A 20,781-nucleotide genomic window follows, 5' to 3' on the forward strand; every position below is an offset into this window, starting at 1 on the left:
GCCTGACGGCACCCGGACCGTCGGCGCCCGGCGTGACCGGGCAGCGTGACCGGGCAGCGTGACCGGGCACCCGGACCGACGGCCCACCGTCCGGCCGCGTCCGTCGAGGCGGCCGGACGGCGTGCCGCCCGCCCTGCAGCGCCCGCCAGTCGCCCGCCCGTCCTGCGGCTACCGGCCGTTCAGGGCGGGGCGGCCCTCACGGAGTATGGCCGCGACCAGCTCGGCCTCGCCGGGGCGGGCGAAGTACCAGCCCTGGGCGGTGTCGCAGCCGGTCAGCCGCAGGCGCTCGGCCTGGGCGGCGCTCTCGATGCCCTCGGCGGTGACGGTCAGGCCGAGGGTGTGGGCGAGCTGCACCATCGCGCCGACGATCTGCTCGTCCGCGTCGCTGCGCCGGGAGCGGAGCTCCGGGCGGCCCGGACGGTCCGTCGGGGCGGGCTCGCGGAAGCCCTCGATGAAGGTGCCGTCGAGCTTGAGCACGTGCACCGGCAGCCTGGAGAGGTAGGCCAGGTTGGAGTAGCCGGTGCCGAAGTCGTCGATCGCGATCCGCACGCCCATGTCCGCGAGCGCCTGGAGGGCCTGGAGCGGACGGCCGCCGGGGCCGAGCAGGGCGCTCTCGGTGATCTCCAGCTGGAGGAGCCGGGCCGGCAGGCCGGTACGTTCGAGTGCCCGGGCGACGTCGGCGACGATGTCGGAGTCCCAGATCTGGCGGGCGGCCAGGTTGACGCTCACGAAGGTCTCGGTGTCGGGGAACTCGGTGAGCCACTGCCGGGCCTGCCGGCAGGACTCCTCCAGCACCCAGGTTCCGAGCGGCACGATCGCGCCGGTCTCCTCGGCGAGCGGGATGAAGCGGTCCGGGGAGAGCGTCCCGTAGCGGGGGTGGCGCCAGCGGACCAGCGCCTCCGCGCCGTGCACCGCACCGTCGGCCAGGCCGACCAGCGGCTGGTACTCGATGGTGAACTCACGGCGCTCCAGGGCCGGGCGCAGTGCGGTGGCGAGCAGCTGCCGGGTGAGCTGGTGGGCGCCGCGGTCCGGGTCGTAGAGGGTCCAGCGGGCGCGGCCGTCGGCCTTGGACCAGTAGAGCGTGGCGTCGGCGTCCTTGACCAGGTCGGTCGGGGTGGTCTCGTGCACGGACCGCTCGACCACGCCCACGCTGGCGGTGATCACCAGCCGGTGCCCGGAGACGTCGAAGGGACGTTCCAGCACCTCCAGGATCCGGGCGGCCAGCTCGGTCAGCTGCTCGCTGCCCACGCTGTCGGTGACCAGGACGGCGAACTCGTCGCCGCCCATCCGGGCCACCAGGTGGGTGTCCCGCCCGTCGAACCCGCGCCGCAACCGGGTGGCGACGGCGATCAGCAACTGGTCGCCGATGTGGTGGCCGAGCGCCTCGTTGATCGCCGCGAAGCCGTCGAGGTCCAGGTAGCAGACCCCCACCCGGCGTTCGTCCGCGGCTTCGGCCGGGCCCGGTCGGTCGTCCGGCGCGAGGCAGGCGGCGTCGAGCTGCTCGAAGAAGTAGGCCCGGTTGGGCAGTCGGGTCAGCGGGTCGTGCAGGGCCTGGTACTCCAGCCGGTCGCCGAGCCGCCGCTGCTCGGTGATGTCCTCCACCAGGGCGAGGGTGTAGAGCGGATCGCCGGCGCCGTCCCGGATCAGCGAGACGGTGACCTTGCTCCAGACGGTGTGGCCCTCGCGGTGCTTGAGCTGCTTCTCCACGCGGAACCGTTCCCGCTCCCCGTGGACGAGCTCGGGGAAGAGCCGGTCCGGCATGCCCTCCGGGTCGATGATCTCGTGCAGGTGGGTGCGGACCAGTTCGCCGACGCCCCGTCCGATCAGCGTGGCGAAGGCCGGGTTGACCTCGATGATCCGGTCCTCGGCGTCGATCAGTGCCATGCCGATGACGGCGTCGCAGAAGGCGGCCCGGAACCGGGACTCGCTGGCCCGCAGTGCCGCCAGCAGCCGGTCGGTGCCGACGCCCTCCCGGTCGGTGCCCTCGGCCGCCCGGCCGCTGCCGCCGGCGAGCTCCCGGTCCCGGTGGGCGTCGTCGGAGAGCGGGGCCGAGCAGGTGGGGCAGAGCAGCAGCTCCGGCTCCGCGAGCGTCCCGCAGGCGCCGAGGGCGGTGGTGGCTCCCGCGGCGGGGGCGGTGGCCGGTCCGCCGGGTCCGATGGCCGGTCCGCCGGGGTCGGCGGCCGGTTCCAGGACCGGCGAGGCGAGGTGGCGGTGGCGCGGTGATTCCTCGTGCCGCACGCCCGGGTGGTGTGCGTCGGCCCCCTCGTTCCGGCCCGGCACGGCATGCTCCCGTCCGCTGCTGACGCTTGACGATGGTCCGGCCGGCCGGTCGGGACCCGGCGGTCGGCTCCGCACTCTGTCGTGGTCCTCGGAGTCGGCCGCTGCGGGGGCTGCCCGTCGTGGGGCGCCGGCGCGCGGGGACCCGCCTGAAGGACAGGGCGCTGCGGCCGATCATAGGCCGCGACGACAACACGCGGTGACCGCCGCCAGGGTGATTCGCCCGCTTTGTGATCATGAATGGCGGTACGTGCGGACGCCCCCGGTGCACATCACATGATGTGCGCCAGGGGCGCGTGCGCCGAAGCCGCGCCCTTGGGCGCCGGTCGCGCGCCGGATGCGGAGCGGAGCGGGCCGGGAGCCCGGGGGCGGAAGGGGCTGTCGGGGGTGATGGAGAAGAGGGCGGAAGAGAGAAGAGGGCGGAAAGGAAGAAGAGGGAAGACGGGCGGGCTCAGGCCAGCGAGGCCGTGAGGGTGATGGTGGTGCCGGTCAGGGCCTGGCTGACCGGGCAGTTGGCCTTGGCGTCCTCGGCGGCCTTCACGAAGCCGGCCTCGTCCAGCCCGGGGACCTCGCCGACGACGGTGAGGTGGATGCCGGTGATGCCCGTGCCGGGCTGGAACGTCACGTCGGCCCGGGTGTCCAGCTTGGTCGGCGGGGTGCCGGCACCGGCCAGGCCGTGCGAGAGGGCCATCGAGAAGCACGCGGAGTGGGCGGCTGCGATGAGCTCCTCCGGGCTGGTTTTGCCGTTGGGGGCCTCGGCGCGGGACGGCCAGGAGACGGGGTACTCGCCGATCCCGGAGGAGGCGAAGGTCACCAACCCCTTTCCGTCGAGGAGGTTGCCCTCCCACGCGGTGGTGGCGGTGCGGGTGGTTGCCACGATCGGTTCCTCCAGTACTGAGGGAGTGTTCGAACGGTCACGTCCGGTCATGCACGCCCCAGCCTACGGGCAGAGCCCTCCCGGCCCGGTGCGTCACGCCGCCGGGGCCGGGCGGAGCACCGGGTCACCGTCCAATCCGGTTCGGTCCGGGTCCGGGTCACCGTCCGGTCCGGCCCGCCGTCCGGATCGTGGACGGTTCCGTTCGACGGTGCGGGGCCGGAGCGGGGGCCCTGTTAGATTTGCCCGGGCCCGAGCCCGGCCGCCGTACGGTCGGGCGCCCACTGCAGACACCGGGAGCCGCCCCGATGACGGACCACTCCACGACCCCCGACGCCGGCCTGACCGAGGGGATCGACGACGCCGTACGGGCCGAGCTGACCGGCCTGCGCGAGAGTATCGACAACATCGACGCCGCGGTGGTCCACATGCTGGCCGAGCGCTTCAAGGCGACCCAGCGGGTCGGCCGGCTCAAGGCCGAGCACAAGCTGCCGCCGGCCGACCCGGCGCGCGAGCGGGACCAGATCAAGCGCTTGCGGGAGCTGGCGGCGGGGGCGAAGCTGGACCCGGTCTTCGCCGAGAAGTTCCTGAACTTCATCATCGCCGAGGTCATCCGCCACCACGAGGCCATCGCCCGCTCCTGAATCCTCGGGTCCGAGCGGCCCCGGGCCCGCGTGGCCCCGGGGCCTCCGGCGATGTCGGCGGCGGCTAAATGACCGATTTCGTCAGGCTCCACGGTTGGCGTAGCGTGCAGGTTTCCCCAGCCGGAGAGGTGGAGCAGCGACGATGGCGGTGAACCTGCCCGAAACGCCGAGCGGAACCGGAGTTCCCGGCGATTCCGCGTCGAACGCCCACGCGGTGCCCGGCGGTCGCGCCGAGGCCCGCCGCCGGGCCCGCGGTTCGCGGGGCCGCAAGGCCGGCGGTTCGGGTCGGCGGCCGCGGCCGTGGTGGATCGAGCTGCCGGTGATGGCGGCGGTCGGCCTGGTGGTCGCACTGCTGATCAAGACCTGCCTGTTCCAGGTGTTCACCATCCCGTCCGGCTCGATGGAGAACACCCTGCGGATCGGCGACCGGGTCGGCGTGAACAAGCTGGCGCCGCTGACCGGCTGGGAGCCGGAGCCGGGGCAGCCGGTGGTGTTCAAGGACCCGGGGGGCTGGCTGCCGCCGCAGCCGACCGATCCGAACCCGGTCACCAACGCCGTGGGCTCGGTGCTCAGCTTCGTCGGCCTGGTCCCGCCGAAGGACGACAACTACCTGGTCAAGCGCGTCATCGCGACCGGTGGGCAGACCGTGCAGTGCGAGGGCAGCACGCTGAGCGTCGACGGACGGAAGGTCGACGAGCCGTACCTGCACCCCGGGGACGACTCCTGCGCGGGGCTGGACTTCGGGCCGGTGAAGGTGCCCTCGGGCTACATCTGGGTCGAGGGCGACCACCGCAGCGACTCCGCGGACTCCCGCTACCACCAGCACGGCCCGGGTGGTGGCGCCGTGCCGGTGGACAATGTGGTCGGCCCGGTGTCGGCCGTCGTGTGGCCGCTCAATCACCTCGACTGGTTCGGCTGGACCGGCCGCTGACCCCAGGCTCGGCGGTCACCCGGTCGGCAGCCCCGGCCCCGGAGGCCCCGGGCCCGTCGGCCTCTGATCCGGCGGCCCCGGGCCCGTCGGCCCGTGGACCCGCGAACACCTCGACCGTCCCGGCCGTCCCGGCTTTCGAACCCGTGCCCGTGCCCGCGCCCGCCTCCGCGGGTTTGCTCGCCTGGGCCGCGAAGGCGCCGGTCAGCACCAGCAGGCCGCCCGTGATCTGCGGCAGCCCGAGGTGTTCGCCGAGCAGCACCCAGGCCGTCACGGTGGCGACCACGGCCTCCAGGTTGGCGACCACCCCGGCTATCGGCGGCGAGAGGTAGCCGACCGAGACCACGCCGGTGACGTAGGCGAGCACGGTCGCGATCAGGACCATCCACGCGGCCGGGAGGAACGCGGGCAGGGTGTGCCCGTTCATCACCACCGACCCGCCGAGCCGGCTCCAGTCGGCCTGCCACGGCCGGGTGAGGGCGGTGAGCAGCACGGCGCCGATGAGCAGCCCGAACGCGCTGACGGCGAGCGGGTCGACCGGGCGCTCGCCGTGCCGGCCGGCGTCGGCGAGCACGAAGTAGCCGACCTGGCAGAGGGCCGCGCCGAGGGCGAAGAGCACGCCCAGCGCGTCGAAGCCCAGGCCGTTCCAGACCTCGACCACGCAGGCCAGCCCGGCCACCGCGACGCCGGCGCCGACGGCCGCGCCGCGGGTGATCGGCTTGCGCTGGACGAACTTGACGTAGCCGATCAGCAGTGGCGGCCCGAGGTACTCGATGAGCAGGGCGACGCCGACCGGGATGCGGGAGATCGCCGCGAAGTAGCAGGCCTGGACGCCGGCCACGGCGAGCAGGCCGAAGCCGAGCAGCAGGCCGGGGCGGCGCAGGACGGCGTCCCGGTGCCGGTAGGCGACCGGGAGGAGCGCCACCGCCGCCCCGGTGACCCGGAGCCACACCACGTGCAGCGGGGAGAGCCCGGCCTCGATCAGCGGTTTGGCCGCGGTGCCGGAGCCGCCGAAGGCGACGGCGGAGACCAGCGCGAGGCCGAGGCCGAGGGTTCTGCCCGAAGGGAGGGTGGGCGAGGCCGTTGATCTGTGCACCGCCGCATTGTGACAGTCATACCGGTGATCGGGTAAGGCGCCATTCCGTCATTCGGTCCTGCCCCCGACTGTGCGCAATGGCGCAATCACCGGCTCCGGCACGGCCCCATGACCGTGCCGGCCCCCGCCGGCCGTCAGTCGTCGGTCACCGGCCCTCAGCCACCGGTCACCGACCAGCCGGCCGTCGGCCGTCAGCCGTCAGTCACCGGCCGAGGCGCCCGCCCCCGTGAGCGAGTCCGCCCCGCCCGTGGGCTGGGTGGTCGGCCGGCTGGTCGGGGGCGCGGTCGGCTGGGTGGTCGGCGCCGTCGGCTTCGAGGTGGGCCGGGGCGGCCGGGTGGGCTGGGTGGTCGGCTGGCTGGTCGGCGGAGCCGTCGGTGCGGTGGTCGCACCGCCGTCGGTGCCGCCCGGCGAGGTCGAGCCGTCGCCCGGCGCCGTGGTGGGGCCGGCGCTCGGGGCGCCGGTGGGGGCGCTCGTCGACGGGGTGCCGCTCGGCGTGCTCGGGGCGGTCGGCAGGTCGATGGCGCCCGAGGAATCGCCGCCGGCCGGGGTCGGGAAGTCGCCGACCGGCTGACCCTTGAGCGCGGCCTTCATGTAGCTGGTCCAGATCTGGGCCGGGAACTGGCCGCCGGCCGCGCCGTCGATGCCGCCGACGCCGCTCAGGCTGACCTGGGCGCCGGTGCCCGGATCCTGGCCGAACAGGGCGACCGAGGTGACCAGTTCGGGGGTGTAGCCCACGAACCAGACCGACTTCTGGTCGTCGGTGGTGCCGGTCTTGCCGGCCACCGGGCGGCCGAGCGCCTTCGCCCGCCAGCCGGTGCCGCCCGGGTCGCTCACCACGCCCTGGAGCATCGAGGTGACCTGGTTGGCGGTGTCCTCGCTGATCGCCTGGGTGGTCTTGTGCGCGGGCAGTGCCACGTTCTCGCCCTCGCGGTCCACCGACTGCACCAGCCACGGGGTGATCTGCTTGCCGCCGTTGTCCAGCGTGGCGTACACGCCCGCCATGTCGAGCACGCTCGGGGTGGCCGCGCCCAGCGGGATGGACGGCACCGGGTCGAGCCCCGGGATGTTGCCGGGCAGGCCCATCGCGACCGCGGTGTCCTTGACCTTCTGGAGCCCGGTGTCCTGCGCGAGCTGTGCGAACGCCGAGTTGACCGACCAGTCGGTGGCCTGCTGGAGGCTGATCTGGCCGTAGCTCTTGTCGCCCTCGTTCGGCGGCGCGTACGGGGTGCCCTTGCCGCCGCGGACCTTCCGGCCGCTGGTGCCGTCGTAGACCGTGCGCGGGGTGATGGTGCGGCCGTCCTGGGTCTTGGCCTCGTTCTCGAATGCCGCGGCCAGCGCGATCGCCTTGAAGGTCGAGCCGGCCTGGTAGTCGCGCCGGGTGGCGTTGTCGACGTAGTGCTTCACGTAGTCGACGCCGCCGTACAGGGCGACGACCGCGCCGGTCTTCGGGTCCACCGAGGCGGCGCCGGCCTGGGCGGCCGCGTCCTTCTTCCGCTTGTCCGGGTTCAGGCTGTCGTGCAGCTGGGCCTGGACGGAGTCCTGGAGGGCCTGCTGGCGTGCCGGGTCGATGCTCAGCTTGATCGTGTAGCCGCCCTTGGCCAGCTCGGTCTCGCTGATCACCCCGCTGGAGGTGAGGTACTGGGTGGCGGCGTCGACCAGGTAGCCGGCCTGGCCGGACAGGCCCGGGTTGGGCTGCGGGTCCCGGACGTCCGGGAAGGTGGTCGCGGCCCGCTCGTCCGCGGAGAGCCAGCCCTCCTTGACCATGCCGTCGAGCACGTAGTTCCAGCGGTTGACGGCGTTCTGCTTGCCCGCCGCGGTCGCGGTGGCGACGTCGTACGCGCTCGGGGCGTTCAGCAGGGTGGCCAGGTAGGCGCCCTGGGCGGCGTTGAGGGCCGACGCGTCGATGCCGAAGTACGCCTGGGCGGCGGCCTGGATGCCGTAGGCGCCGCGGCCGTAGTAGGAGGTGTTCAGGTAGCCGGAGAGGATGTCGTTCTTGCTCTCGGTGGCGTCCACCTTGATGGCGATGAACAGTTCCTTCACCTTGCGGGTGATCGACTGCTTCTGGTTCAGGTACGTGTTCTTCACGTACTGCTGGGTGATGGTGGAGCCGCCCTGGGTCCCCTGGCCCTTGGCGGTCTTGATCGCGGCCCGGGCCAGGCCCTGGACGTTGACCGCGCCCTCGTTGTAGAAGTTCCGGTCCTCGGCGGCCAGCGCGGCGTGCTGGGCGGCGGGGGAGACCTTGTCCAGGGAGACGTTCTGCCGGTTGGTCTGACCGGTGCGGGTGAGCACCGAACCGTCCGAGTAGAGCCAGGTGTTGCTCTGGGCGGTCGCGGCGGCGTGCGCGTCCGGCACCTTCACCAGGGTGATCCCCAGCGCGAACAGGCCGATGCCGAGCAGCAGCGCCGTGCCGAAGCCGAGCAGGGTCATCCGCCAGGTGGGTATCAGCCGGCGGATGCCGGTGCGCTTCGGGCGACGCGACTTCCTGCCGCCGGATCCGTCGGACCCGCCGGTGCGGCCCGACCCGCCGGCCGGGCCGGTGGAGCGCTTGAACCGTTTGACCGGGCGGAGGCTGATCGACGGCGTGCTACGGCCGCTCTGGGCGTTTCTGGACAATGCGCGGCCTTTCCTGCGGGCGCATCGAGGCAGCCGGCACGGACGGGGACATCGGCGGTTGGGGACCTTTGTCCCGATTCAGGTTCTACTGCCCTGGACGAGCAGAATGGGCCGGATGGCTCCGGTGAATCGCCGATCGAGACCGACATCACACGCAAAACGGACGTCGGAGGCCAAAAAATCGGGGAGCCCCTCGCTGCTGCGAGAGGCTCCCCAACTGTCTGTGCGCCGCCAGGGACTCGAACCCCGGACCCGCTGATTAAGAGTCAGCTGCTCTAACCAACTGAGCTAGCGGCGCTTGCTGACCTGGAAAACAATACACGCTTCCGGGGGGTGCCTCGAACCCGCTGCGGGTCACCCCCGGACCACCCGGACGGTGGCTGCCCGACCTGCCCCTTTCCTTCCGGTTGGTCCGGAGTTCGCCGCTGGTTAGGGTGGAACGGTGCCCCGCCTCCAGCCCGGCCACCGCACCGCACGGACGGCGGTCGCCACCCTGCTGCTGCTCAGCGCCGTGGCGTACACCGCCTGGGTGCTGGAGGTCGTGCTGAGCACCGGGCTCGACCCGGTGCGGGCGTACATCAGCGAACTCGCCGCCGAGGACCAGCCGCTGGGCGGCCTGTTCCGGGCCACCGACCTGGCCGCCGGACTCTGCCTGCTCGCCGCCGCCGGCACCGCCCTCGCCACCGGGCGGGTCGGGGCCTCCCGTCGGCACCGCTGGGCTCTGGCCGGCTGGTCGGCGCTGGCCCTGTTCGGCGCCGCGACCGCCGCCGACTCCCGGCTGCCGCTCAGTTGCGCCCCCACCAGCGACGAGATGTGCGCCGCCCGGGAGACCGCCGGGCTGGTCCCCGCCACCCACACCGCGCACGCCGTCACCAGCAGCCTCGCCATGGCCGGGGCGCTCACCGCGCTGGTCTCGCTCACCGTGGCGGCCCGCCGCTACCGCTGGTGGCCGGGGGTGCGCCGGTTCGGGCCCTGGCTGCTGGGCGCCGAACTGCTCGCCACCGGCTGGAGCCTCGCCTCGATCGCCGCCTTCCAGGCCGGGCGCGGCACCTGGGCGCTCGGGGCCGGGCAGCGGCTGCAGGTGCTGCTGGTCGCGCTCTGGCTCGGCCTGCTGGCCCTGGACGTCGCCCGCTCCGCCCGCGCGGGCGCGCCCGATCCGTCGGGCGGGGGCGCCGGGGACGGGGAGCGGTGCCCCCCGACCGGGCCGCTCCAGGAGCGCAGGCCGGCATGAGCGCTCCCGGAACGCGGACCGCCGGCCGGGCGCGCTTCCTGCGCGTCGACGGGATCCCGCTGCACGTCCGCGTCGAGGGCGGCGGCCCGGTCTGCCTGCTCTCCGGCGGCCTCGGCAGCAGCTGGTTCGACTGGGACCTGGTCGTCCCCTTCCTCGCCCCGTACCGCACCGTGGTCCGCTTCGACCGGCCCGGCTACGGGCTGAGCGCCCCCGAGCCCGCCACCGGGCGGCCCGCCCCGACGGCGGCCGGCGAGGCCGGACGCATCCGGGCGGTGCTGGACGGCCTGGGGCTGCGGGAGCCGTGCACGGTGGTCGGGCACTCGCTCGCGGGCTTCCACGTGGAGGCCTTCGCCCGGCTGCACCCCGAGCGGGCCGCCGGGCTGGTGCTGGTGGACGGCAGTGTGGAGGCGGCGGCCCGGCCGTACCCGGCGCCCGGCGCGCGCGACCTCGCGGCCCGGGCGGTGGCCGGCGCCGCCACCGCCCTCGCCGTGCCCTACCTGCTGGGCCCGTCCGTCCGCCGGGCCACGGCCCGGCTGTCCACCGTCCGCCGTGAGGACCTCGCCCCGGCGCCGCTGGTGCGGCACTGCTACCGCACCGGGCGGGCCCTGCGCGCGCTGCTGCGGGAGAACGGCCGCTACCTCGACACGGCCGCCGAGCTGGAGGGGCTGCGGAGCACCCGGCCGCTGGCGGAGGACCTGCCGATCACCGTGCTGGCCGCCGACGACGGCTGCCGGACCCGCCGCACCGAGGAGTGGCTGGCGCGGCAGCGGGAGCTGGCGGCGCTGCTGGGGGCGGACTTCCGCATCACCGCCCCGGCCGGGCACCTGGTGATGTTCGACCGCCCGGACGCGGTGGCCTCGGCCGTGCTCGACACCCGCTGAGCGGTCGGCCGGGCAGGCGCCCGCCCGGCCGGGTCGGCGCAGAACGGCAGCGGGGCGGCGGGAGGTCGGCGGCAGGTCCCCGGCCGGCGGCCGGGTGCCGGAGGAGTCCGGGGGAGAGGGTCCACCGGGGCCGGAAACGCCTCAGGCCGCCCACCGGAGTGGACGGCCTGAGACCTTGCCATGTGCGCCGCCAGGGACTCGAACCCCGGACCCGCTGATTAAGAGTCAGCTGCTCTAACCAACTGAGCTAGCGGCGCCTGCTGACGTCGAAGACTTTACACGGCGCCGACCGGATTCACCGAATCGTGTTCGAGTGATCACCCTGTGTAGTTTTCTTGGGGGTTCGGGTGGTGGCAGGCCGCACTGTGGTCCGCCCCCGGCGCGCCCTCGACCAGGGCCGGCCGTTCCCGCTCGCAGCGGGCCCGGTCCGCCGGGGACGTCAGCCCGGCGTAGCGCGGGCAGCGGGTGCGGAAGACGCAGCCGGTGCGGCGCTCGGTGGGCGGGGGAGGGTCGCCGGCCAGCAGGACGCGGTCGCGGGCGCGTTCGGCGGCGGGGTCGGGGAGCGGGACGGCCGAGAGCAGGGCGCGGGTGTACGGGTGGCGGGGGCGGTCGAAGACGGCGGCCACCTCGCCCTGCTCGACCGTCCGGCCGAGGTACATCACGCTGACCCGGTCGGCGAGGTGCCGGATCACCGAGAGGTCGTGCGAGACGAACAGGTAGGACAGGCCCAGCTCGGCCTTGAGCGCCTGGAGCAGGTTGAGCACGCCGGCCTGGATGGAGACGTCCAGCGCGGAGACCGGTTCGTCCAGCACCAGCAGGCCGGGCCGGACGGCGAGCGCCCGGGCGATGGAGACGCGCTGGCGCTGGCCGCCGGAGAACTGGTGCGGGTAGCGGACGGCGTGCTCCGGGTCGAGGCCGACCTGGCGCAGCAGCTCGGGCACCCGGCGGGCGATCTCCTCGCGCGGGGTGCGCTGGGCGAGCAGCGGTTCGGCGACGATGTCGCCGATCGGCATCCGGGGGTCCAGGCTGGCCATCGGGTCCTGGAAGACGATCTGCACCCGGGCGCGGAGCCGGTGGGCCTCGGCCCGGGTGAGGGCGGCGGTGTCCCGGCCGAACAGTTCGATCCGGCCGGTCTCCGGGGCGCCGAGCCGCAGCAGTTCGAACAGGGTGGTGGACTTGCCGGAGCCGGACTCGCCGACCAGGCCGAGGGTCTCGCCCTCCCGCAGGTCCAGGTCGACGCCGTCCACCGCGTACACCTCGCCGACCTTGCGCTTGAACACGGTGCCCTTGAGCAGGGGAAACGTTTTTCCGAGGCCGCTCACCGACAGCACCTGCGTCCGGGCGGAGCGGTCGCCGGGGCCGACGGCGGTGGAGGGCAGCTCCGGGACGGGATAGACCTCGGCCGGCGCGGGCCGCCGCTCGGCGAGTTCCGCCGACCGCACGCACGCCGACAGGTGGCCGTCCGCCCCCTCCAGGGTGGGCTCGGCCGTGGCGCAGCGCTCCTGCGCCAGCGGGCAACGCGCCGCGAACGGGCAGCCCGGGGGCAGTTCGGCCATCGGCGCCGGGGTGCCGGGGATCGGCACGAGCGGACCGCCGCGCCCGTCCAGCCGGGGCAGCGCGCCGATCAGGCCGAGCGAGTAGGGGTGGCGGGGGGCCGCGAACAGTTCGTCGACCCCGGCCGTCTCGACCACCCGTCCGGCGTACATCACCGCGACCCGGTCGGCCGTTCCGGCGATCACCCCGAGGTCGTGGCTGACCAGGACGAGGGCCGCGCCGGTCTCCTGCCGGGCGGTGCGCAGCACGTCCAGCACCTGGGCCTGGATGGTGACGTCGAGCGCGGTGGTGGGCTCGTCGGCGAGCAGGATGTCGGGTTCGTTGGCGACCGCCATGGCGATCATCGCGCGTTGGCGCATGCCGCCGGAGAACTCGTGCGGGAAGCTGTCCAGGGCCCGGTCGGGCGCCGGGATGCCGACCAGGTCGAGGAGTTCGGCGGCCCGGCGGCGCGCGGCGGCCTTGTCCACCCGCTGGTGGATGCGGACCGCCTCGGCGATCTGGTCGCCGATCCGGTAGACCGGGGTGAAGGCGGAGAGCGGGTCCTGGAAGACCATGGCGATCCGGCGGCCGCGGATCGCGGCGAGCTCCCGGCCCGGCAGCCCGACCAGTTCCCGTCCGTCCAGCCGCACCGAGCCGCTGACGCTCGCCGTGCCGGGCAGCAGCCCGAGCACGGACAGCGCGGTGACGGATTTGCCGGAGCCGGACTCGCCGACGATGCCGAGGGTTTCGCCGCGCCGCAGGGTGAGGTCCACCCCGCGGACGGCGGGGACCGGGCCGTCGGGCCCGGCGAAGTCCACCCGCAGGTCCCGGACGGCGAGCAGCGGGGTTTCGACGGTGGCGGTCACGGGTGCTTCCTACGGCCGGCGGAACGACGGGTACGGGGCGAACGGCGGGGCGCGGCCCCGGAGGTGGGGTCGAGTGCGTCGCGCAGCCCGTCCCCGATCAGGTTGACGGCGAGGACGAACAGCACCAGCAGGGCGGCGGCGAAGTAGAACAGCCAGGGGAACACCGGGGCCTCACCGGTTCCGGCGGCGAGCAGGGTGCCGAGCGAGACGTCCGGCGGCTTGACCCCGAAGCCGAAGTAGGAGAGCGCGGTCTCGCTCATCACGGCGCCGCCGACCGCGATGGTGGCGTCGATGATGAGGAAGGAGGCGACGTTCGGCAGGATGTGCCGGCTGATGATCCGCAGCGGCCGCACCCCCATGAAGCGGGCGGCGCGGACGAATTCGCGCTCGCGCAGCGAGATGGTCATCGAGCGGACCACCCGGGCGGTGATCATCCAGTTGAACAGGGCGAGCAGCAGGACGAAGGCGATCCAGCCGGCGCCCTTCAGCCGGGCCGAGACGATGGTGATGATCAGGAAGGCGGGGAAGACCAGCAGCAGGTCCACCAGGAACATCAGCGCCCGGTCCGCCCAGCCGCCGAAGTAGCCGGCGCAGGCGCCGACCACGGAGGCCAGCACGGTGGAGAACAGCGCCACCAGCAGGCCGATGACCAGCGACTTCTGCAGGCCGCGGACGGTCTGCGCGAAGACGTCCTGACCGACCCCGTTGGTGCCGAACCAGTGCTCGGCGGAGGGGGGTTGGTGCAGTGCGGAGAAGTCGGGAGTGGCGTAGTCCCAGGACGTGAGGTACGGGCCGCCGAAGGCGAGCAGGAACAGCAGCAGGACGACGACGGTCCCGGCGACGGCACCGCGGGCGGCGAGCAGCCGGTTGAGCACGAGCCGTCCGCGACCGGTGGTCCGGGGGCCGGTGGCCGGGGCGGAGGGATCGGCGACGGTGGTGGTCATCTCAGGTCACCTCCGGTCAGGACCGCACGCGCGGGTCGAGGGCGGCGTGCAGGGTGTCGGCGAGGAAGCCGGAGGCGAGGACGACGACGGCGGTGAACAGGTTGACGGCCACCACGGAGTTGACGTCCTGTTCGTTGATCGACTGGATCAGCCACTCGCCCATGCCGTGCCAGCCGAAGATCGTCTCGGTGAAGATCGCGCCGGTGAAGATGCCCAGGAAGCTGTAGGCGAACATGGTCGACATCGGGATCACCGCGGTGCGCAGTCCGTGCTTGAGCAGCGCCCGGCCGCGGGTCAGACCCTTGGCCTCGGCGGTGCGCAGGTAGTCCGAGCCGAGCACGTCGAGCATGGTGCCGCGCTGGTAGCGGCTGTACGTGGCGAGGCCGCCGAGAGCCAGCGAGATCGTGGGCAGCAGCAGGTGCAGCGCCCAGTCGGCGAGGTGGGTGCCGAGGCCGCCGGTGAGCCCGGGGGTCTCGTAGCCGGTGAACGGGATCACCTCGTGGCCGACCGCGTCCTTGGCGATGATCGCGCCGTTCTTGAGGAACAACGCGACCAGGAAGACCGGGGTGGAGAGCAGCACGAAGGACAGCACGGTGAGCAGCCGGTCGGAGACCCGGTACTGGCGCACCGCGCTCCAGGCCCCGGCCGCGACGCCCAGGACCATGCCGAGCAGGCTGCCGATCAGCAGCAGGCGCAGCGAGACCCGGACCCGGCGGCCGAAGTCGTCGGTGACCGGGGTGTCGTGGATGGTCCGGCCGAGGTCGCCGTGGAGCAGCCCGCCGGCCCAGTGGCCGAAGCGCTCGACGACCGGGGTGCGGTCGTTCAGGTTGAGCGCGGTGAGCTGGCGTTCGACCGATTCGGCGGCCGGGCGGGGGACCTTGGCGTCGAAGTAGGTGCGCGGCTGCAGGGCGGTCGCGGAGATCGCGTACGCCAGGAAGACGGCGGCGATCAGCAGTACCGCGTAGTAGCCCAGGCGTTTCGCCAGGTAGCGGAGCATCAACGGCCGCCCGCTGCGGTGCGGGTGGGGCCGACGCGTCTGGTGGGCATCGGTTGGCCTTCGGTCCGGGCCCGTTCGGGCGTCAGTCGGGTGGTCTGGCAAGGGAGTTGGGAAAGCGCAGGTCAGAGTGAAGCACCGGGGCACTGAGCTGGTGTTGCGTCCGTGTTGCCGTGTGTGACTTTTGGATCAGACGTGCGCTCGTCCCCCTGGTGGTCGGTCTGATCCGCTGTTACGTTCTGCTCGCTCGATGCCGAATTGGCTGCCCACGCTCAAGCCTCGTCACACCTCGCGCGCCCCACATCCCGTCATCGATCCCAGGGGACCCTCATGGACGCTTCCACCACGGCCGGCCGTCTCGGCCGGGCGGCCGCCCTCGCCGTCGCCGTCGCGCTCGCGGTCACCGCGTGCACCTCGGGCGGGGGTGGCTCCGTCGACGGCGCGGCCAAGAGCGAGCCGCCGGGACAGGGCTCCAACGACCTCAACCCCAAGCCGCTGGACCAGATCAAGGACGGCGGCGAGGTGCGCTTCCCGCTGTACCAGTGGATCACCCAGTGGAATCCGCTGCAGGTGGACGGCTACTACGGTTCCGCGGTCTCGATCATGCGCAACCTGGAGCCTTCGCTCTTCACCACGGACGCCGCCGGCACCTTCCTGCCCGACCCGGACTACCTGGTGGACGCCAAGGTCACCTCGACCTCGCCGCAGGTGGTCACCTACAAGCTCAACCCCAAGGCCAAGTGGTCGGACGGCAAGCCGCTGAGCTACCTGGACTTCAAGGCCGACTGGCAGGCCGCGAGCGGCAAGGACCCGGCGTACAACCTCTCCGACCCGTCCGGCTACGAGCAGATCTCCGCGGTCGAGCAGGGCGCCGACCCGGGCGAGGTCAAGGTCACCTTCGCCGAGCCGTACGCCGACTGGCAGAACCTGTTCCGCCCGCTGATGCCGGCGGCCGGCATCTCCACCCCGGACGACTTCAACAAGGGCTGGGTGGAGAAGATCCCGATCACCGCGGGCGCGCTGAAGGTCGGCACGGCGGACAAGACCGCGCAGACCCTGACCCTCGTCCCGGACCCGGCCTGGTGGGGCACCAGGGCCAAGGTCGACAAGGTGACCTTCCGGGTGATGTCCCAGGCGGCGACGACCCAGGCGTACCTCAACAACGAGATCGACTACGCCGCGGCCGGCACCGCCACCGCGTACGGGCAGCTCAAGAGCGCCAAGGACACCGTGATCCGGGCCGCCAGCCCGTGGGACGAGGTGCACATCTCCTTCGGCGGCACCGGCGCGCTGGAGGACCGGAAGGTCCGCCAGGCGCTCGGCAGGGCGCTGGACCGCTCGGCGCTGATCAAGATCGCCAACAACGGGGTGCCGGTGGAGTTCAAGCCGCTCGGCAACCACATCTTCATGCCCAACCAGACCGGATACCAGGACACCTCCGGCGACTGGGCGAAGTTCGACCCGGCCGCGGCCAAGAAGCTGCTGGACGAGGCGGGCTGGAAGGAGTCCGGCGGCCAGCCGCGGACCAAGGACGGCCGGCCGCTGGAACTGCACTGGGTGCTCAACGACTCCACGCCGCAGGCCCAGATCGACCTGGCCACCGCGGCGGTGGCGATGTGGCAGGCGGTCGGGGTCAAGGTCAGCCTGGACAAGGTGGCGGCCAACGACTTCTTCACCAAGTACGTGAACCCGGGCAAGTTCGAGATCGCGAGCTGGCGCAACACCGACTCCTTCCCGCTGTCCAAGAGCCTGACCAACTTCCGGCTGCCGGTGGGCGACAACAGCTTCAGCAACCCCTCGCGCCTGGGCAGCCAGGAGATCGACGACCTGCTGAAGAAGGCGGCCGGGACGGTCGACCCGCAGGAGGCGGCGAAGCTCTACAACCAGGCGGACGCGAAGATCTGGGAACTCGGCCACACCGTCGAGCTCTACCAGCGGCCGGAGGTGGTGGCGACCCGCAAGGGCCTGGCCAACTACGGGGCCTTCGGCCTGGCGGGGGAGGACTACAGCAGGGTCGGCTGGGAGAAGTAGCCGCCGCCGGGACGAGGCGGGCCGCACGGCAGGCGCTGGCGAGCAGCGCGGTGATCACGAGGCCGGTGGCGCGGACGCGGGAGGATCGGCTCTGCCGCCCCCGCTGTCCCGCCACCCGCCTTGACCTTCCGCGTTGCCCGCAGGCCGCCCGTGTCATGGGGCCCGGCAGGGCCCGGGCTCTTCCAACCGGGGAAGAATCTAGCGGCGCGCCGGTCGCCCGCGGGGCAGCGCGCGGGGCGCGCCCGGAAACCCGCCGCGCTGTCACCCGGTTCGCGCACCGGAGCGTCAACTGGGGCTGACGGTAAGGAAAAAAGGGACATTCAGGGCCATCGTGACCGGGGCGCGCGGGGTTCTCGCTACGCGCCCGAGCGTGCACACCTGCCCAGCCCGAGCGTGCACACTGCCCTGCCCGAGCGTGCACACCTGCCGCGCCGGTGCGTGCACCGGGCCGGAGGCGCTGCCAGGATGCGCGGGACGACCCCCCTCCCGACTCCCGGAGCAGCTCCGATGGTCAGTGACCCCGCAGCCGCGGCACCCCCCGGCCACCCCGTCGACCCGCCGCCGGTGCGCCGGATGGTCCCGCGCGACCGGCACGAGCCGCACCGGGTCGCCACCCCGCTGGAGCTCTTCTTCGACCTCTGCTTCGTGGTCGCGGTGGGCCAGGCCGGGCGCGAACTGGCCCACTCCCTGGCGGCCGGGCACTACGGCGAGGGTCTGCACGGCTACACGCTGACCTTCTTCGCGATCTGGTGGGCCTGGATGAACTTCACCTGGTTCGCCTCCGCGTACGACGTCGACGACGTGCCGTACCGGGTCACCACGCTGGTGCAGATCGCCGGGGTGCTGATCCTCGCCGCCGGGGTGCCGCGGCTGTTCGCCACCCAGGACCTGACGCTGTCGATCGTCGGCTACGTGGTGATGCGCCTGGCGATGGTCACCCAGTGGCTGCGCGCCGCCGCCGGCGAACAGGGCCTGGCGCGCCGGGTCGCGCTGGGCTACGCGGCGGGGATCACGCTCTGCCAGGTCGGCTGGGTGGTGGTGCTGTTCCTGCCGCCCGGTGTCCGGTCGTACGTCATCCCGGTCGGGGTGCTGTGCGAGCTGGCCGTGCCGGTGATCGCCGAGCTGCGGATGCGGACCTCCTGGCACCCGCACCACATCGCCGAGCGGTACGGGCTGTTCACCCTGATCGTGCTCGGCGAGACGGTGGCGGCCGCGACCGTCGCGGTGCAGTCGGCGGTGGACGAGCACGAGAGCCCGGGGCGGCTGGTGCCGGTCGCGGTCGGCGGGCTGCTGATCTGCTTCTCGGCCTGGTGGATCTACTTCGCCCGGTCCGTCCACGAGCACCTGCGGTCCAACCGGCAGGCACTGGTCTGGGGGTACGGGCACTACCTGGTGTTCGGCTCGGCGGCGGCGATCGGCACCGGGCTGGAGGTCGCGGTGGAGTCGGCGGTGCACAAGGCGCACATCTCGGAGACCGCCGCCACCGCGACGGTCACCGTGCCCACCGCGCTCTATCTGTTCACGGTCTGGTTGCTGCACTCCCGGCACACCAAGCGGGGCGCGGTGGCCCAGGCGGTGGCGCCGACGGGGGCCGTGCTGGTGCTGGCCTGCACCGCGCTCGGCGGCTCCGGGGTGCTCGCGGCGGGCCTGGTCTGCGCGCTGATGGTCGCGGTGGGCGTGCTGATCCACGGCCGGGAGAGCAAGCGGGCGGGTGTTGGCGGCGCGGGTGTCGGCGGGCCGGGTGTCGGCGGTGCGGGCGCCGGCGGGGTGGGCGCCCGCTAGCCGACCCGCTCCAGCAGCACCGGCTCGTGCCGGGCCAGCCAGTCCAGGTAGGCGGGGTTGACCTTGGCCAGATCCAGGTAGGCGGCCCGCAGTTCGCCGTACAGCGCGTCCAGCGCGGGCGGGCTGAGCACGCACGGACGCCAGGTGAACAGCAGCCGGACGGCCAGCGGGTCCCCGTGCACCGGGCGGACCACCGTGCCGGGCCCGGGCAGCGAGGTCGGCTGGCAGGGGCGGACGGCCTCGCCGGAGGCGACCAGCTCGGCGGCGGTGGCGTTGTCCCGTACCTGTACCACCCGGGGGTTGAGCCCGGCCTCGCTGAACACCCGGCGCATCGCCGCGTACTCGTGGTCGGCGGTCGGGTCGACCATCCAGGTGTCCTCGGCGAGGTCGGCCAGGTGGACGACCGGCCGGGCGGCGGCCGGGTGCCCGGCCGCGAGCGCGACGAACTGCGGCTCCCGGGCCATCAGCACCCGCTGCTCGGCGTCCGGCGGCACCCGCAGCGGGAAGCCCTCGCTCTCGTACACGAAGGCCACGTCCAGCTGGTCGGCGGCGACCATCCGCAGCAGCGCGCTGGCCGAGACGTCCACGTGGATGGTGGTGTCGGTGTCCGGCAGCCGCTCGTGCACCCGGCGCAGCCAGGCCGCGACCGCCCGGCTGCCGACGCTGCCGATCCGCAGCCGTCGCTGCCGGCCGGGCCCGGCCGCGTCCCGGGCCTCCTGGCGGGCGGCGGTCACCAGGGCGGCCATCTCGGTGATCACCGGCCGGGCCCGGGAGAGCACCGAGTGACCGAGCGCGGTCGGTCTGCTGCCGGTCTGCTCGCGGGTGAACAGGGTGCCGCCGATGGCCCGTTCGATCCGGTGCAGCTGGGTGGTGAGGGAGGGCTGGGTCATGCCGAGCTGGAGCGCGGCCTTGCGGAGGCTGCCGCTGTCGGCGATCGCGCACAGCACCCGGAGGTGTCTCACGTCGAGCTCCACGTCCGGAGCATAGACGCCGCCGCACTGCCTCGCCAAGGACATGACAGGCATTCAAGGGCATGCCGAAGGGCCGGTCCGCGGACCGACCGGCGGACCGACCGGCGCGGCGCGCGGCGGACCCGGCCGCTATGCGGCCGAGCTATCGCCGGTTGGCATCATCCGCGAGGGCCCCGGGCGGGTCGAAGCTCGGGGACAGCAACCCGCCCCGGTCACCGCCGGGGACGGCCCCCACCGTGCACCGCCCCCGGGCCCGGCCCCCACCGGCCCCGGTGCGGCGGCGCACCGCGAAACCGGAGCCCCCGCATGAAGCGATCCGTGCTGTCCGCCGCCCTGGGCCTGGCCCTCGCGGCCGGCCTCGCGACCCTGCCCGCCACCGTGGCCGCCGCGGCCCCGGCCGCCCCGGCCGCCGTCCAGGGCTACACCCCCTCGACGTACGCCGGCTCGGCCGCGGAGACCGCGGACAACCAGGCCTTCTTCCACGCCGTGATGGCCTCGGCCAAGGCCCGGCAGGCCGCGAACCCGTGGCTGCTGACCGTCACCGTCACCTACGACACCGCGAACGCGCCCTCCTTCACCGGCCAGATATCCCAGGCCGCGCAGATCTGGAACAGCTCGGTGCGCAACGTGCGGCTCCAGGAGACCGGCGGCAGCGGCGACTTCTCGTACTACGAGGGCAGCGACAGCCGCGGCTCCTACGCCAGCACCGACGGCCACGGCCACGGCTACGTCTTCCTCGACTACCAGCAGAACCAGGAGTACAGCTCGCTCCGCGTCACGGCGCACGAGACCGGCCACGTGCTCGGCCTGCCCGACGACTACTCCGGCCCGTGCAGCGAGCTGATGTCGGGCGGCGGCCCCGGCCCGTCCTGCACCAACCCGTACCCCGACGGCAACGAGCGCGGCCAGGTCGACTCCCTCTGGGAGAACGGACTCGCGGCGCGGAACTGACCCGGCCCGCAGGCGGGTTCGGAGCGGCGGGGGGCCCCCCCCGGCGCCGGGGGGGCCCCCCCCCCCCCCGCGGGCGCGCGGCGGGCGGGCGGGGGGGGGGCGCCCGCGGCCGCCGCCCGCCCCCCCCCCCCCCCCCCCCCCCCCCCCCCCCGCCGGCGCGCCCGG

Annotated in this window: 15 protein-coding genes and 2 tRNA genes; 7 read left to right on the top strand and 10 right to left on the bottom strand. The window is 73.6% G+C overall.

Going from position 1 to position 20,781, the window contains the following annotated elements:
* Nucleotides 1–168: 168 nt before the first annotated feature.
* On the bottom strand, nt 169–2,280 hold the full coding sequence (locus ACFWJ4_RS04445) for a putative bifunctional diguanylate cyclase/phosphodiesterase (RefSeq protein WP_380539026.1): 2,112 nt from the start codon (nt 2,278–2,280) through the stop codon (nt 169–171).
* Nucleotides 2,281–2,728: 448 nt separating this feature from the next.
* Entirely contained in the window at nt 2,729–3,154 is a 426-nt protein-coding gene (locus tag ACFWJ4_RS04450) for an OsmC family protein (protein WP_359901838.1), read from the bottom strand.
* Between the two features lie 305 nt (nt 3,155–3,459).
* Here ACFWJ4_RS04450 and ACFWJ4_RS04455 point away from each other — a divergent pair, with 305 nt between their 5' ends.
* Complete coding sequence (locus tag ACFWJ4_RS04455; RefSeq protein WP_359901835.1) at nt 3,460–3,795, top strand: chorismate mutase; 336 nt, start codon at nt 3,460–3,462, stop codon at nt 3,793–3,795.
* A 142-nt stretch (nt 3,796–3,937) separates the two neighbouring features.
* The gene (gene lepB, locus ACFWJ4_RS04460; RefSeq protein ID WP_380539029.1) at nt 3,938–4,726 is read left to right on the top strand and encodes a signal peptidase I; all 789 of its coding nucleotides are present in this window, start codon (nt 3,938–3,940) and stop codon (nt 4,724–4,726) included.
* Here lepB and ACFWJ4_RS04465 read toward each other — a convergent pair.
* The 3 genes from ACFWJ4_RS04465 to ACFWJ4_RS04475 all read right to left on the bottom strand — a co-directional run bounded on the left by ACFWJ4_RS04465 (nt 4,689) and on the right by ACFWJ4_RS04475 (nt 8,730).
* On the bottom strand, nt 4,689–5,819 hold the full coding sequence (locus tag ACFWJ4_RS04465; protein WP_380539032.1) for a DMT family transporter: 1,131 nt from the start codon (nt 5,817–5,819) through the stop codon (nt 4,689–4,691). The two genes, lepB and ACFWJ4_RS04465, sit on opposite strands and share 38 nt — an antisense overlap.
* A 198-nt stretch (nt 5,820–6,017) precedes the next feature.
* The gene (locus ACFWJ4_RS04470; RefSeq protein WP_380539035.1) at nt 6,018–8,432 is read right to left on the bottom strand and encodes a transglycosylase domain-containing protein; all 2,415 of its coding nucleotides are present in this window, start codon (nt 8,430–8,432) and stop codon (nt 6,018–6,020) included.
* Nucleotides 8,433–8,656: 224 nt separating this feature from the next.
* Nucleotides 8,657–8,730 (bottom strand) — tRNA-Lys (locus ACFWJ4_RS04475).
* 144 nt (nt 8,731–8,874) lie between these two features.
* Between ACFWJ4_RS04475 and ACFWJ4_RS04480 the strand changes: the two genes are divergently transcribed.
* Nucleotides 8,875–9,663 carry a DUF998 domain-containing protein gene (locus ACFWJ4_RS04480; protein ID WP_380539038.1) on the top strand — a complete coding sequence of 263 codons (789 nt, stop codon included), beginning with the start codon at nt 8,875–8,877 and terminating at the stop codon, nt 9,661–9,663.
* Nucleotides 9,660–10,544 (top strand): alpha/beta fold hydrolase, encoded by an 885-nt coding sequence (locus ACFWJ4_RS04485; RefSeq protein ID WP_380539041.1) that lies wholly within the window; start codon nt 9,660–9,662, stop codon nt 10,542–10,544. Before ACFWJ4_RS04480 ends, ACFWJ4_RS04485 begins: the two co-directional genes overlap by 4 nt.
* Before the next feature lie 183 nt (nt 10,545–10,727).
* Here the strand turns inward: ACFWJ4_RS04485 and ACFWJ4_RS04490 are convergent.
* From ACFWJ4_RS04490 to ACFWJ4_RS04505, 4 genes are all read right to left on the bottom strand, one after another.
* A tRNA-Lys gene (locus ACFWJ4_RS04490) sits at nt 10,728–10,801 on the bottom strand.
* A 60-nt stretch (nt 10,802–10,861) separates the two neighbouring features.
* Nucleotides 10,862–12,943, bottom strand: a complete 2,082-nt coding sequence (locus ACFWJ4_RS04495) for a dipeptide ABC transporter ATP-binding protein (protein ID WP_380539044.1) — start codon at nt 12,941–12,943, stop codon at nt 10,862–10,864.
* Nucleotides 12,940–13,887 (bottom strand): ABC transporter permease, encoded by a 948-nt coding sequence (locus tag ACFWJ4_RS04500; protein ID WP_380539047.1) that lies wholly within the window; start codon nt 13,885–13,887, stop codon nt 12,940–12,942. Before ACFWJ4_RS04500 ends, ACFWJ4_RS04495 begins: the two co-directional genes overlap by 4 nt.
* A 16-nt stretch (nt 13,888–13,903) precedes the next feature.
* A complete protein-coding gene (locus ACFWJ4_RS04505; protein ID WP_380539050.1) occupies nt 13,904–14,884 on the bottom strand; it encodes an ABC transporter permease in 981 nt (326 codons plus the stop codon).
* Between the two features lie 327 nt (nt 14,885–15,211).
* On the opposite strand from ACFWJ4_RS04505, the gene ACFWJ4_RS04510 reads away from it, so the two are divergent.
* A complete protein-coding gene (locus ACFWJ4_RS04510) occupies nt 15,212–16,912 on the top strand; it encodes an ABC transporter family substrate-binding protein (RefSeq protein WP_380539053.1) in 1,701 nt (566 codons plus the stop codon).
* A 507-nt stretch (nt 16,913–17,419) separates the two neighbouring features.
* The gene (locus ACFWJ4_RS04515) at nt 17,420–18,694 is read left to right on the top strand and encodes a low temperature requirement protein A (RefSeq protein ID WP_380539056.1); all 1,275 of its coding nucleotides are present in this window, start codon (nt 17,420–17,422) and stop codon (nt 18,692–18,694) included.
* Here the strand turns inward: ACFWJ4_RS04515 and ACFWJ4_RS04520 are convergent.
* Nucleotides 18,691–19,710: a LysR family transcriptional regulator gene (locus ACFWJ4_RS04520; protein WP_380539059.1), complete on the bottom strand. Its 1,020-nt coding sequence runs from the start codon at nt 19,708–19,710 to the stop codon at nt 18,691–18,693. The genes ACFWJ4_RS04515 and ACFWJ4_RS04520 overlap by 4 nt on opposite strands.
* A gap of 261 nt (nt 19,711–19,971) precedes the next feature.
* On the opposite strand from ACFWJ4_RS04520, the gene snpA reads away from it, so the two are divergent.
* Entirely contained in the window at nt 19,972–20,616 is a 645-nt protein-coding gene (snpA, locus tag ACFWJ4_RS04525; protein WP_380539062.1) for a snapalysin, read from the top strand.
* Nucleotides 20,617–20,781: the final 165 nt, after the last annotated feature.

The organism is Kitasatospora sp. NPDC127067 (assembly GCF_042724755.1).
Taxonomy (GTDB): domain Bacteria; phylum Actinomycetota; class Actinomycetes; order Streptomycetales; family Streptomycetaceae; genus Kitasatospora; species Kitasatospora lactacystinica.

Bases quoted from the DNA above. Each gene is read 5' to 3' on its own strand.
- ACFWJ4_RS04455 (WP_359901835.1), top strand. From the start codon at position 3,460: ATGACGGACCACTCCACGACCCCCGACGCCGGCCTGACCGAGGGGATC.
- lepB (WP_380539029.1), top strand. From the start codon at position 3,938: ATGGCGGTGAACCTGCCCGAAACGCCGAGCGGAACCGGAGTTCCCGGC.
- ACFWJ4_RS04485 (WP_380539041.1), top strand. From the start codon at position 9,660: ATGAGCGCTCCCGGAACGCGGACCGCCGGCCGGGCGCGCTTCCTGCGC.
- ACFWJ4_RS04500 (WP_380539047.1), bottom strand. From the start codon at position 13,887: ATGACCACCACCGTCGCCGATCCCTCCGCCCCGGCCACCGGCCCCCGG.
- ACFWJ4_RS04505 (WP_380539050.1), bottom strand. From the start codon at position 14,884: ATGCTCCGCTACCTGGCGAAACGCCTGGGCTACTACGCGGTACTGCTG.
- ACFWJ4_RS04510 (WP_380539053.1), top strand. From the start codon at position 15,212: ATGGACGCTTCCACCACGGCCGGCCGTCTCGGCCGGGCGGCCGCCCTC.
- ACFWJ4_RS04515 (WP_380539056.1), top strand. From the start codon at position 17,420: ATGGTCAGTGACCCCGCAGCCGCGGCACCCCCCGGCCACCCCGTCGAC.
- ACFWJ4_RS04520 (WP_380539059.1), bottom strand. From the start codon at position 19,710: ATGTCCTTGGCGAGGCAGTGCGGCGGCGTCTATGCTCCGGACGTGGAG.
- snpA (WP_380539062.1), top strand. From the start codon at position 19,972: ATGAAGCGATCCGTGCTGTCCGCCGCCCTGGGCCTGGCCCTCGCGGCC.